Origin of the sequence: Flavobacterium sp. 2755, from assembly GCF_031455715.1 — a bacterium.
In the GTDB taxonomy this organism is placed as follows: Bacteria; Bacteroidota; Bacteroidia; order Flavobacteriales; family Flavobacteriaceae; genus Flavobacterium.
Genome location: NZ_JAVDTG010000008.1, coordinates 24,785 through 37,228 on the forward strand (window position 1 = coordinate 24,785; position 12,444 = coordinate 37,228).

General features: G+C 31.3%; 11 protein-coding genes. 3 read left to right on the forward strand and 8 right to left on the reverse strand.

What is annotated here, in order from left to right; genetic code table 11:
* The first annotated feature begins 180 nt into the window (after window positions 1-180).
* Window positions 181-1,959 (forward strand): 30S ribosomal protein S1, encoded by a 1,779-nt coding sequence (gene rpsA / locus J2Y38_RS17775; protein ID WP_256635003.1) that lies wholly within the window; start codon window positions 181-183, stop codon window positions 1,957-1,959.
* A 140-nt stretch (window positions 1,960-2,099) separates the two neighbouring features.
* Complete coding sequence (locus J2Y38_RS17780; protein WP_309845132.1) at window positions 2,100-4,835, forward strand: T9SS type A sorting domain-containing protein; 2,736 nt, start codon at window positions 2,100-2,102, stop codon at window positions 4,833-4,835.
* 65 nt (window positions 4,836-4,900) lie between these two features.
* Here the strand turns inward: J2Y38_RS17780 and J2Y38_RS17785 are convergent, their stop codons facing one another.
* Genes J2Y38_RS17785 through J2Y38_RS17795 form a run of 3 tightly spaced genes read right to left on the reverse strand, consistent with a single transcriptional unit; the run spans window position 4,901 to window position 6,558 of the window.
* On the reverse strand, window positions 4,901-5,434 hold the full coding sequence (locus tag J2Y38_RS17785; protein ID WP_309845135.1) for a biopolymer transporter ExbD: 534 nt from the start codon (window positions 5,432-5,434) through the stop codon (window positions 4,901-4,903).
* 25 nt (window positions 5,435-5,459) lie between these two features.
* Window positions 5,460-6,005, reverse strand: coding sequence for a biopolymer transporter ExbD (locus tag J2Y38_RS17790; protein ID WP_309845137.1), 546 nt, complete (start codon window positions 6,003-6,005; stop codon window positions 5,460-5,462).
* Window positions 6,006-6,030: 25 nt separating this feature from the next.
* Window positions 6,031-6,558 carry a biopolymer transporter ExbD gene (locus tag J2Y38_RS17795; protein WP_309845140.1) on the reverse strand — a complete coding sequence of 176 codons (528 nt, stop codon included), beginning with the start codon at window positions 6,556-6,558 and terminating at the stop codon, window positions 6,031-6,033.
* 211 nt (window positions 6,559-6,769) lie between these two features.
* On the opposite strand from J2Y38_RS17795, the gene J2Y38_RS17800 reads away from it, so the two are divergent.
* The gene (locus J2Y38_RS17800; RefSeq protein ID WP_309845141.1) at window positions 6,770-7,324 is read left to right on the forward strand and encodes a fasciclin domain-containing protein; all 555 of its coding nucleotides are present in this window, start codon (window positions 6,770-6,772) and stop codon (window positions 7,322-7,324) included.
* 62 nt (window positions 7,325-7,386) lie between these two features.
* On the opposite strand, the gene J2Y38_RS17805 is transcribed toward J2Y38_RS17800, so the two are convergent.
* The 5 genes from J2Y38_RS17805 to J2Y38_RS17825 all read right to left on the reverse strand — a co-directional run bounded on the left by J2Y38_RS17805 (window position 7,387) and on the right by J2Y38_RS17825 (window position 12,425).
* Complete coding sequence (locus tag J2Y38_RS17805) at window positions 7,387-8,232, reverse strand: DMT family transporter (protein WP_309845143.1); 846 nt, start codon at window positions 8,230-8,232, stop codon at window positions 7,387-7,389.
* Between the two features lie 67 nt (window positions 8,233-8,299).
* On the reverse strand, window positions 8,300-8,440 hold the full coding sequence (locus J2Y38_RS17810) for a hypothetical protein (protein WP_053474185.1): 141 nt from the start codon (window positions 8,438-8,440) through the stop codon (window positions 8,300-8,302).
* A gap of 126 nt (window positions 8,441-8,566) precedes the next feature.
* Complete coding sequence (locus J2Y38_RS17815; protein WP_309845145.1) at window positions 8,567-10,369, reverse strand: M56 family metallopeptidase; 1,803 nt, start codon at window positions 10,367-10,369, stop codon at window positions 8,567-8,569.
* Window positions 10,370-10,389: 20 nt separating this feature from the next.
* The gene (locus J2Y38_RS17820) at window positions 10,390-10,758 is read right to left on the reverse strand and encodes a BlaI/MecI/CopY family transcriptional regulator (RefSeq protein ID WP_256634996.1); all 369 of its coding nucleotides are present in this window, start codon (window positions 10,756-10,758) and stop codon (window positions 10,390-10,392) included.
* Between the two features lie 29 nt (window positions 10,759-10,787).
* The gene (locus tag J2Y38_RS17825) at window positions 10,788-12,425 is read right to left on the reverse strand and encodes a M56 family metallopeptidase (RefSeq protein WP_309845148.1); all 1,638 of its coding nucleotides are present in this window, start codon (window positions 12,423-12,425) and stop codon (window positions 10,788-10,790) included.
* Between the last annotated feature and the right edge of the window lie 19 nt (window positions 12,426-12,444).

Here is a 12,444-nt window from a genome sequence, read left to right on the forward strand (position 1 = left end):
AACAATTGACGGATAATCATCTGGAATTATTTTGTAAGTACAAATATTTGTAGTAATTTTGCAGTCCTTTTGGCGAAGAAGAGTTTCCTTTAGGTATCAACTATTTATGTAAAACAACTTCTGTATTTTCTACTGCTTTATGAAACTCGAGAAAAACAGAATACAAATTTTTTTATCAGCATGTCTGAACAAACAAAAACACAAGAAGAGTTTTTAGCGAATTTTAACTGGCATAACTTCCAAGAAGGAATTGATGCTGTTGACGAGAAAAACTTACAAGAATTCGAAGAACTAGTATCTAAAACTTTCATCGCTACAGATCAAGAAGAAGTAGTTGAAGGTGTAGTTGTTAGAATTACAGATAGAGACGTTATCGTTGATATCAACGCAAAATCGGAAGGTGTTATTTCTTTAAACGAATTCCGTTACAACCCAAACTTAAAAGTGGGTGACAAAGTAGAAGTATTAATCGACATCCGTGAGGACAAAACTGGTCAATTAGTATTATCTCACAGAAAAGCTCGTACTATTAAATCATGGGATAGAGTTATCGCAGCAAACGAAACAGGTGAAATCGTTAATGGTTTTGTAAAATGCAGAACTAAAGGTGGTATGATCGTTGACGTTTTTGGTATCGAAGCTTTCTTACCTGGTTCTCAAATTGACGTTAAGCCAATTAGAGACTACGATGTATATGTAAACAAAATGATGGAATTCAAAGTGGTAAAAATTAACCACGAATTCAAAAACGTTGTTGTATCTCATAAAGCGCTTATCGAAGCTGATATCGAAGTACAGAAAAAAGAAATCATCGGTCAATTACAAAAAGGACAAGTATTAGAAGGTGTTGTTAAAAACATTACTTCTTATGGTGTGTTCATTGACTTAGGTGGTGTTGACGGATTAATTCACATTACTGATCTTTCTTGGAGCAGAATCAACCACCCAAGTGAAGTTCTTGAATTAGACCAAAAATTAAACGTTGTAATCCTTGATTTCGATGATGAGAAAACAAGAATTCAATTAGGATTGAAACAATTAAACGCTCACCCATGGGATGCTTTAGATGCTAATTTAACTATTGGTGATAAAGTAAAAGGTAAAGTAGTTGTAATCGCTGATTACGGTGCTTTCATCGAAGTTGCTGAAGGTGTTGAAGGTTTAATCCACGTTTCTGAAATGTCATGGTCAACTCACTTACGTTCTGCTCAGGACTTCGTGAAAGTTGGAGATGTTGTTGAAGCTGTTATCTTAACTTTAGATAGAGATGACCGTAAAATGTCATTAGGTATCAAACAATTGACTCAAGATCCATGGACTGACATTACTTCTAAATACCCAGTAGGTTCTAAACATACAGGTATCGTTAGAAACTTTACAAACTTTGGTATTTTCGTAGAATTAGAAGAAGGAATTGATGGATTAATCTACATTTCTGACCTTTCTTGGACTAAGAAAATCAAACACCCATCTGAATTTGTAAATGTTGGTGAAAAACTTGATGTAGTTGTATTAGAATTAGATGTTGAAGGACGTAAATTATCTTTAGGTCACAAACAAACTACTGCTAATCCTTGGGATCAATACGAAGATTCTTTCGCTGTAGGAACTATCCACAATGGTGAAATTTCTGAAATCGTTGACAAAGGAGCTACTGTAGAATTCGGAGATGATATCGTTGCTTTCATTCCTACTCGTCACCTTGAAAAAGAAGACGGAAAGAAATTGAAAAAAGGTGATACTGCTGATTTCAAAGTAATCGAATTCAACAAAGAATTCAAAAGAGTAGTTGCTTCTCACACTGCTATCTTCCGTGAAGAAGAAGAGAAAAACGTGAAAGCTGCAACTGAAAATACTTCATCTGCTTCTACTACAAATGCACCAGCTGCAACTTTAGGAGATAACAATGATGTATTAGCTGCATTAAAAGCTAAAATGGAAAAAACTGAGAAAAAATAATTCTTAGTTTTCTTTAAATAGAAAGTCCCACAGCAATGTGGGACTTTTTTTATGCTTAATTTTAATTTTTTTGGAGAATTTTAACAATTAAAGTTGTGTTAGTCTGTTAAAAAGTTACTTTTGTTTCAAAATTTCCTAATATGAAGAAACTCTACTTTTTGGTTCTGGCTTTATGCTTTTTTAATAGTTTAAATGCACAAGTTATTACTATTCCGGACGTCGTTTTTAAAGAAATCTTGTTACAGGCCGATACCAATAATTATGTAGCATTTGATATAAATGGTAATGCAATAAAAGTAGATTCTAATAATAATTTAGAAATAGAAGTAAGTGAAGTTCAAAAAGTTTATAAACTAATTACTTATAGACCTCTTGCTGAAGGTGTTGTTAGAGATTTTACTGGTATTGAGTATTTTTCTAACTTAAAAAATTTAAATTGTTCTGGCTATTACAGTCAAAATTTGGATCTTACGGTACTTAAAAATTTAGAGATTTTAGATTGTTCTGAAACCTATCAGATGAAAACTTTAAATATTTCAGGGCTTACAAAATTAAAATATCTGAATGTCGCACATTGTATTAATCTTATAGGTTTAGATTTTTCAGGTGTGCCAAATTTAGAATATCTTAACTGCAGTCGACTTGCTTTAAAAACAATAGATTTATCACCATTAACAAATTTAACAGAATTGGAATGTACTTTGAATGGTTTTTCGGTATTAGATCTTACAGGGTTGATTAATCTAAAAAAAGTAAATTTACTTGACGGACAATTAACTAATGTAATTCTTAATGGGTTAAGTAAGCTGGAATTTTTAGATTGTGGTTCTAATGCTATAACAAGTTTAAATCTTACAGGATTAACTAGTTTGGAAAAACTAAGTTTTGAATCAAATAGATTAAAAACTATAGATCTTTCAGGGCTAACAAAATTGAAAACATTATATGCAGGATATAATTCTTTGACAGATATTAACGTTTCGAACTGTGCTAATTTAGAATATTTAAACTGCAATAATAATGAATTAACATCTCTGGATGTGTCCAGTTTAACAAAGTTAAATGATTTAAATTGTAGTGATAATAAGCTTGTTAAATTAAATTTTGGCTATCTTCCAAGCTTAAAAAAATTAAGCTGCAATTTCAATATGTTGTTAACTTCTCTCGATATTTCAGGGTTAGAAAATTTAGAGACATTAAATTGTTCAAATACTTCATTAGCAGCTTTAGACTTAATAAAGAATTTGCATTTAGAAATTCTTACAGCTTCTTCCACTAAAGTTGAGTTTTTAGATTTGTCTCCATTGAAAAGACTGATTAGTGTAAGTTTGACAGGTAATAATTCATTGCTTTATTTATTGTTAAAAAATGGAAAAACGTATAATACTTATTTTTTAAGCGCGCCAAATTTAAAGTATTTATGTGTTGATGAGGAAAATATTAAATATTACCAACAGATACTGACTCAGAGCGGGATTCAAAATTGTGAAATCAATACTTATTGCAACTTTTTTCCGGGTACAGAGCATTATGTAATTAAAGGTGTTAATAAGTATAATATTGATGATAAAGGATGTGAAATATCTAAATCATTGTTCTCAAATGTTAAATACACTGTTACTAACGGGAACAATACACGTAATTTTTATTCAAAAAACGATGGTTCTTATTCTATAAATGTACAGGAAGGTGCGGTGACAATTAAGCCAAATATTGAAAACTCTAATTATTTTGTAATTTCACCTTCTTTTGTTAATGTTGTTTTTCCTGCTCAAAACAGTCCTTTTATACAAGATTTTTGTATTTCACCAAATGGAATTCATCAGGATTTAGAAATATCACTAATTCCTTTAGAAGCTGCAAGACCAGGATTTGATGCGAAGTATAAAATTATTTATAAAAATAAAGGAACTGCTATACAATCAGGTTCAATTGATTTAGCTTTTGATGATAGTGTTTTAGATCTGATTATATCAAATCCATTAATATCAACTCAGTCGAATAATAAATTACTATGGAATTTTAGTAATTTAAAACCTTTTGAAAGTAAAGAAATTCTATTAACATTAAATGTAAATAGTCCTATGGAAACACCAGCAGTAAATAATGGAGATATTCTAAAATTTACGACTGCAATTTCCTCACAAGAGACAGATGAAACACCATTAGACAACACTTTTGTTTTAAATCAAACTGTTGTAGGTTCTTATGATCCAAATGATAAAACTTGTTTAGAAGGTTCTGTTATTACTCCAAATTTAATAGGTGAGTATGTTCATTATATGATTCGTTTTGAAAATACGGGTACATACCCAGCGCAAAACATTGTAGTAAAAGATTTGATTGATTTGTCTAAATTCGATATTTCAACTTTGATTCCAACAAGTTCAAGTCATTCTTATGTAACTAAAATTTCAGAAGGAAATAAAGTTGAGTTTATTTTTGAAAACATCAATCTTCCTTTTGATGATGCTAATAATGACGGATACATTGCTTTTAAAATCAAAACAAAACCAACATTGCAAGTAGGGGATTCATTTACTAATGAAGCTAATATTTACTTTGATTATAATTTCCCAATTTTAACCAATAAAGCAACATCAACTTTTAAAACATTAGGAATTCAAGATTTTGAGTTTTCTAAGTATTTTACGTTGTATCCAAATCCAGTAAGTAATACTCTGAATGTAAATTCAACTCAGAATATTGAAATACAATCGTTTGAAATTTTTGATATTTTAGGCCAGTTGGTAATTGCGGTTCCAAATGCTAAATCAGTTTCGGATATTGATGTTTCCAGACTTAAAACAGGTAATTACTTTATTAAAGTAAAATCAGATAAAGGAAGTTCTGCAATTAAGTTTATTAAGAAATAATAATTGCTCTTAAATAGAAAGTCCCACCGCAAAGTGGGACTTTATTTTAATAATCTTTTCTTGTGTTATTTTGATGCAAGTAAATTTGTTTCTTCCGGAGTATAATCATCAACAATAGAATAAGTTTTTATACCCGTAATTTTCATTTCATCTAAAATATCAACCAAATTTCCATAGTTGGATTTTTTGCTTGGTTTGATAATAACCGTTACTCCTCTTCCAGGTTTTCCTCGCTGGGCTGAATATTCTAAAACTTTTTTATTTCTTTCTAATAATTCTTTTCTAATTCCATTTTTTCCGTATTGTATTTCTTTTGGTGTTTCAATTGGAAAAAATAATAATCCTGAATAAGTAATTATTTTGTTATTATCATCAAGTAAAAGTGTTAAAACACGGTTTTCATCATGGAGCACACAACCTGTAAAACGCCATTCGTCATCATCATAATTTGGCAAATTGTATTCCATAACTTTTGGTTTAGACAATTCACCAACAAGCATAAAAAATATGATCAGCAAAAATGAAACACTGACCATTGCAGTTAAATCAACTCTTGAACTTAACTTTTTACTCCTTACTCTTTGAGGCAGATTTTTCATAGATCTAGATTTAAGTAATTAAGAATTATTTTGATGCTAATAATTTTTCTTCTTCTGGCGTGAATTCATTTACAATTGCATAAGTATCTATTTTAGCAATAGCCATCTCATCTAAAATATCTACCAAATTTTTAAAGTTTGATTTTTTACTTGGTTTAATAATTACAATTGCGCCATTTTTTGGTTTTCCAACGGATGCTGAATATTTTCTAATTTTATTGTTCCTTTCAAATAAAACTTTTCTAATTCCTTTATCTCCATCACCATAGCTTACTTTTTTTGGATCTTCTAAAGGATGAAACAAAAGACCAGAATATGTAATTATTTGATCATTTTCATCTAATAAAACCGTTATGATACGAGGGCCTACACCTGCACCACAATTAATAACACCATTCCATTCTTTATCGTCATATCTTGCTGGTAAGCTTAAATCCAATACTTTTGGCTTAGATAATTCACCAACAAGCATAAAAAATATAATCAGCAAAAATGAAACGCTGACCATTGCAGTTAAATCAACTCTTGAACTTAACTTTTTACTTCTTACTCTTTGAGGCAGATTTTTCATAGATTTAGATTTGAGTTAAAAAGAATTAATTTGAAGCTAATAATTCAGATTCTTGTGGCGTAAATTCAGGAATGATTGCATAGGTTTGAATATTAACAATTGCCATTTCATCTAAAATATCAACCAAATTTTTAAAATTAGATTTTTTGCTAGGCTTTATAATTACAGTGATTCCTCTTCCGGGTTTTCCTAAGGCGGCTGAATATTCAAGCATACTTTTATTTCTTTTTAGCAATTCCTGACGAATTCCTTCTTTGCCATATTTAATTTCTTTTGGCGAAATTATCAGAGAACTCAAAATCCCCATGTAATAGATCAATTTATTATTTTCACCCAACATTACGGTTATTGATCTATTTTCTCCATAATGAGGAGGAGGGCAGTCACAGCAACCTCTATCTCGTCCCGTATCATATACTAAAACTTTTGGTTTAGACAATTCACCAACAAGCATAAAGAATATAATCAGCAAAAAAGAAACACTGACCATTGCAGTTAAATCTACTCGTGAACTCAATTTTTTACTTCTTACTTTTTTAGGTAAAATTTGCATAATGAGTTGTTTTATTTCTAAAAATAATAATTAAATATTAATAAAATTAGTTTTTCGTTGAATATTTTTTACAGACTGTAATCTAATGTTTTGCTGGCTTTAGTAATGAGTTTTGTGTCTGTTTCAATTTGAATTTTGATGAAATAAATTTTTAATCAAAACCAAAAGGTATATATCCCCGTAAATGAACATATAACTTAAAATAATAATTATGAAAACTAGAAAATTTTTAGCCGCAGTCATTTTAGCCTTATCATTCGGATTTACATCTTTTGCTCAAAAATCAGTAATGGTTGGTGGAGCAGCAATGTATCCTAACAAAAATATTATTGAGAATGCCGTTAATTCAAAAGATCATACAACGCTTGTTGCTGCTGTAAAAGCTGCAGGATTAGTTGAGACATTACAAAGCGCAGGACCATTCACCGTTTTTGCTCCAACAAATGCTGCTTTTGATAAATTACCAAAAGGAACTGTTGAGTCATTATTGAAACCTGAAAATTTAAAAACACTGCAAACGATCTTAACCTATCATGTTGTCGCAGGAAAAATGAATGCTTCTGATATTGCAGAAGCTATAAAAGCAGGAAACGGAAAAGCTACGCTTAAAACAGTAAGCGGCGGAACTCTTACGGCTTGGATGAAAGGAAAAGATTTATATGTTACCGATGAAAATGGTAATAAATCTAAAGTAACAATTGCCGATGTGAATCAGTCAAATGGTGTAATTCATGTAGTTGATGCAGTTTTGTTACCAAAAAAATAATTAAGATCTCCAAAAATAGAATGCCTACAATGAAGAAGCCTTGCAGTTATGCAGGGCTTTTTTTATTTCTTTGCGGTCAAAGTACTTCCCGCAGAAGCAACCACAACACACAATACAGCCAAAATTTCATAAAAGCTTAAGTTTTCCTGTAAAAAGATAAATCCGCAAATAGAAGCAGCTGCCGGCTCTAAACTCATTAAAATACTAAATGTACGCGGAGGAAGCTGACCTAAAGCTTTCATTTCTAAAGTAAACGGAATCGCGCTAGATAAAAGCGCAAGAGCAATTCCCATTCCGAAGAGTTTTGGAGTTAGGTTCGCTAATCCGTTTTCAAGGAATCCGAAAGGCAAAATCAAGATTGCAGCAAATAACATTCCGGTCGAAACTGCCTGACCGCCATTCATTATTTTCGAAATTTTTCCACCTAAAACTATATATGCTGCCCAGAGTGCACCAGCTAAAAGCGCAAAAATAACTCCTAAAATATCTAAGCGATCATTTGTCCACGGTGCTATTAAAACAATTCCCATTGCAGCGAGTAAAACCCAGCAATAATCGATTAAACGTTTTGAACCTATAATAGCCACTAATAGTGGCCCCATAAACTCTAAAGTTACAGCCAGACCAATTGGAATTCGTTCTATCGCAAAATAAAAAATCAAATTCATTGCACCCAATGACAAACCATAAGGAATTACAATTTTCCATTGTGCGGGCGTAATTGCTTTTAAATTTGGCCTGTAAGCCAATAATAAAATTAATGCCGAAACGCCAATACGTATAGATGCTGTTCCCGCTGCTCCAATTGCAGGGAAAAGTGTTTTTGCAATCGCAGCTCCGCATTGAACACTTATAATTGCCAATAAGACTGCCGGAACAGGAGGTAGGTTGAATTCTTTATTTTTCATAAATATAATAGTGCAGAAAATAAATCAATTATTTCTGCTGTCTAAGAACAAAAGTATTTTTAATTGATTATCCTAAAGCTCGTTTAGTAACATATGCACGATAGCCAATGATCGCCATTTGCCATTTTTTTGCTTTAGAAATATCCAGACCTTGTTTAGTAAAACTAGGCAGTAGCATTTTATTTAGTTTGGCTAAAATTTTATACATGGCAGATTTGTTTTTTCAAAGATATAAAAAAAGACTTTGTTACTCACAAAGTCTTTTTAGCTTCAAAATAAATTGATTTTTTATTGATTGAAAAGATGTTTAGGATTTTTTACTGTTTTCCTTTTCTCATTTTTTCAATTCTTTTTCACGTTGTTTCATGTCTTTTTCAAACTGCTTCATATCTTTCTCATGTTGTTTCATGTCAAGCTGATGCTGTTTCATATCGTTTTCATACTGCTTTATGCTTCTTTCATATTCTTTTGAATCTCTGCCGTATTTGATTTCAACATCCTGGCTGAATTTGTCCATGTCAAAATTGAATTTTTCCATAGCAATTTCATATTTCTCCATTTGTTTTTCGAAAATTGCTTCTCGCTGTGCCATAATAGCTTCAACTTGTTTTTCGTAAGCAGAAAGATCTGGTTCAAAAGCTTCCATCTTTTTCTCAAACTCAGCCATTTCTTTTTCAAATTTAGCCCAAGCCACTTTATCTTTTGGGCTTGCCGGAGCAACTGGCGGTTTTGGCATTTTAGACATGTCAATAACTGGCGCTGGCGGCATTGGTCCAATAGGGAAAACCGGAGCAATTGGCGCAACAGGCGGAGCAGGAGGAACTGGTGAAGAACGATCTTCTGGATAAACATCAGAGTCAAAGTTTCTTACTACAACATCACGATTTTGAGTTAGTGCAGGATTACCTATTTCATCATCAGTTACTAAGGTTACATTTTTTGTACCGTCTTCATCTTTATCGATTACAATACTGCAGTCTTTTAAGGCTTTAGTACTGTTCATATCTATAACATGTACTTTACCGCTTTCCTTAACAACTCTAATTTTAATAGCAATTAATTCATTATCACTATTTCTTTTAACATTAGAAATTTCTAAATCAACATTATGTTCTGATTTTAATTTTGCCGTTAAATCTTTTAATTCCTGATCTGTAGTCGATTTTGTGATTTTATAAACTTCTCCATCCTGAATTATAGAGGCCAAAGCAGCTTTTTCAGTTTTTTCTTTAAGTTCTTTTTTCTCCTGCGCAATTGTTTTAATTTGGAACAAGAGAACAAACGCTCCAAGTGCCGGAATTATGGCAGAATATTTCCAGTAATTCCATTTTTTTGATTGATTTTTGTTTAACATAACAATTCGTTTTTTGATTAATGATTGGTAAAAATGATTGGTGATGGCAACACATGTTTCATGCGTTGTAATTTTTAAAAGCGTGTATTGATATGCTTTTTTGTCTGATATTTTTTTAGCCGCTTCATTATCTGCAATGAATTCTAAATTTTGAAGAATTGCTTTTTTGTAAAGCCAGATAATGGGATTGAACCAAAACAGAATACAGAAAACCCTCGAAATGATTACATCAACGGTATGATGTTGATCGCTGTGCACTTTTTCATGCTCTAAAATACTTTCTAATTCTGATTTGCTGTACATTGATGAGTTGTACACGATATAATCAAAATAAGAAAATGGAGCAATGTTTTCTTCAACATCTACAAATTTGAAATCGGCCTGCTGTTCTATTTTTTTTCCTTTTAAGACAGAATTCAGACTGTAGAAATCAATTCCGAATTTTATCATAAAAGCAGCAAACCCAAGTGCGTAAATACCTAATGAAACCAGATTCCAGTTTATTTCAAAAGATTCTTCTTCAGCTATTTGCGGATGATAATTTGGAGTATAATGAAAGCTCGCAGCCGAAGAATAGTCAACCGGAACCGGCGGAACCGGATCAATCCAGACTACTTTTGTATAAACAACAAACGGTAAAACAATTGAAGTTATTAAACCGGCAAGTAAAAACCATCTGCTGCTATTGAAAAAGGTTTCTTTTCGCAGTAAAAAAAAGTATGCAAAATAAAACAAAGCGATTAAACCACTTGATTTGACGATAAAAATGAAAAGTGCTTCCATAATGATTTATTTTACTTCGTTTACTTTTTTTCGTTTGGATTCTCGATCATAGCCAGAATTTCGCGTAATTCATCTGCCGAAATTTTTTCTTCTTTGGCAAAAAACGAAACCATATTTTTATAAGAGCTGTTGAAATAATTATCAATGGCCGTATTCATATACTTTTTACTGTAAGCTTCAAGGGTTACGGCAGGATAATATTGATGTGTGTTTCCAAAAGCATTATGCGCCACAAAACCTTTTTCCTCCAGATTTCGAACTATAGTCGAAAGTGTGTTATAATGCGGCTGATCTTCTGTGATTTCTGCCTGAATTTCTTTTACGAATGCTTTTTTGAGCTTCCATAAAATGTGCATTATCTCTTCTTCTTTGTTGGTTAGTTTTTGCATTTTCAGATTTTTAAAAAATTACCAGCCTCTTAATGTTTTGTTTCTATCTCAATTACACCATTTGAGCCTTTGTCTCCATATTTAGTTACAGCATTTATTCCTTTGTAAACATTTACAGATTTAATATCTTTTGCATCAATGTCTTCAATATCAAAACCAGCAGGCATTTCCTTTCCGTCAACAATTACAAGATTTTCTAATACTTTGCCAGTAACTTTTGTATCATTCGAAATGGCAATAACAGAACCATTCGTAGTTGTAATTACTTTAGTATTAGTCTTGTTGTCTGTATCAATAGTTACAGTAGTGCTAATATTTGTGTTAGCATTACTATTAGTTTTTGTACTAGTATTAGTATTATCGTTAGCATTGGTGTCAATTTTAGTGATTATTGTTTTACTGGTTCCAGTTTTAGCATTATCAGGTTCAGAGGCATCTATAGAGCTTACTTTTTTACTAACAGCAACTTTAGTCTTTGCTTCGTCATCAGTTTGAATACCAACGCTTTTTTGACCTTTTTCGTCTGTAGTAACAATTACTCCAAAATCTTTAATCGCTTTATCGCCGTTAACCTGAATAGATTGAGCTTGCTGCTTTCCGTTTTTAATAGCAACTTTAAGAGAAGTTAAATAGTTCTCAGCATTTCTTTTTACATCAGAAACTTCAAAATCAACATTGTGAAGTTTTTTTAAATTTTCTTTAATTTTTTCCAACTCTGCATCTGTAGAGTTTTTCTTGATTTTGTAAACATCTACAGATTTAATTTCTCCCGAAACTTCTTTTATAGTTTGTTGTCTTTCTTTTGCAACTACTTCAATTTGAAACAATAATACAAATGCTGCAAGTGCAGGAATTACAACATAATACTTCCAGGAATTTCTTTTTTTTGATTGATTTTTGTTTAACATGACAATTCGTTTTTTGATTAATGATTGATAAAAATGATTGGTGATGGCAACACAGCTTTCGTGTGTTGTTATTTTTAAAAGCGTGTATTGATATGCTTTTTTATCGGATAATTTTTTAGCAGCTTCTTTATCGGCAATAAATTCTAAATTCTGAATAATTGCCTTTTTATAAAGCCATATAATAGGATTGAACCAAAAAAGCATACAAAAAGCTCGTGATATCAAAACATCAACAGTATGATTTTGATCACTGTGCACTTTTTCATGTTCAATAATATTTTCTAATTCTGCAGGTGTATACATTGATGAGTTGTATACGATATATTCAAAATAAGAAAAAGGAGGAATATTTTCGTTTGTATCAATAAATTTGAAATCAGCCTGCTGATGTACTTTTTTTCCTTTTAAAATAGAATTCAAACTGTAAAAATCCATTGCAAATTTTATCAGGAAAACTAAAAGTCCAATGCAATAAATAGATAACATAACGTAGATCCAGTTTATTTCAAAAGATTTGTTTTCAGTATTTTGAATAAGATTTGCATCAGAAAAATTTAAATTTGGAATAGGAGTAGGGTTTACCCAAACAACTTTAGTGTAAACTATTAATGGCAGTACAACTGAGGTAATTAAACCGGTAAGTAAAAACCATCTGTTACTAGTAAAGAAAGTTTCTTTTCGAAGTAAAAAATAATAAGCACAATAAAATAATGCAACTAAGCCAGCCGATTTTGCGATATAAACAAATATTGATTCCATAATTATCATTTTTCTTCGT

Bases quoted from the DNA above. Each gene is read 5' to 3' on its own strand.
- rpsA (WP_256635003.1), top strand. From the start codon at position 181: ATGTCTGAACAAACAAAAACACAAGAAGAGTTTTTAGCGAATTTTAAC.
- J2Y38_RS17780 (WP_309845132.1), top strand. From the start codon at position 2,100: ATGAAGAAACTCTACTTTTTGGTTCTGGCTTTATGCTTTTTTAATAGT.
- J2Y38_RS17785 (WP_309845135.1), bottom strand. From the start codon at position 5,434: ATGAAAAATCTGCCTCAAAGAGTAAGGAGTAAAAAGTTAAGTTCAAGA.
- J2Y38_RS17790 (WP_309845137.1), bottom strand. From the start codon at position 6,005: ATGAAAAATCTGCCTCAAAGAGTAAGAAGTAAAAAGTTAAGTTCAAGA.
- J2Y38_RS17795 (WP_309845140.1), bottom strand. From the start codon at position 6,558: ATGCAAATTTTACCTAAAAAAGTAAGAAGTAAAAAATTGAGTTCACGA.
- J2Y38_RS17800 (WP_309845141.1), top strand. From the start codon at position 6,770: ATGAAAACTAGAAAATTTTTAGCCGCAGTCATTTTAGCCTTATCATTC.
- J2Y38_RS17805 (WP_309845143.1), bottom strand. From the start codon at position 8,232: ATGAAAAATAAAGAATTCAACCTACCTCCTGTTCCGGCAGTCTTATTG.
- J2Y38_RS17810 (WP_053474185.1), bottom strand. From the start codon at position 8,440: ATGTATAAAATTTTAGCCAAACTAAATAAAATGCTACTGCCTAGTTTT.
- J2Y38_RS17815 (WP_309845145.1), bottom strand. From the start codon at position 10,369: ATGGAAGCACTTTTCATTTTTATCGTCAAATCAAGTGGTTTAATCGCT.
- J2Y38_RS17820 (WP_256634996.1), bottom strand. From the start codon at position 10,758: ATGCAAAAACTAACCAACAAAGAAGAAGAGATAATGCACATTTTATGG.
- J2Y38_RS17825 (WP_309845148.1), bottom strand. From the start codon at position 12,425: ATGGAATCAATATTTGTTTATATCGCAAAATCGGCTGGCTTAGTTGCA.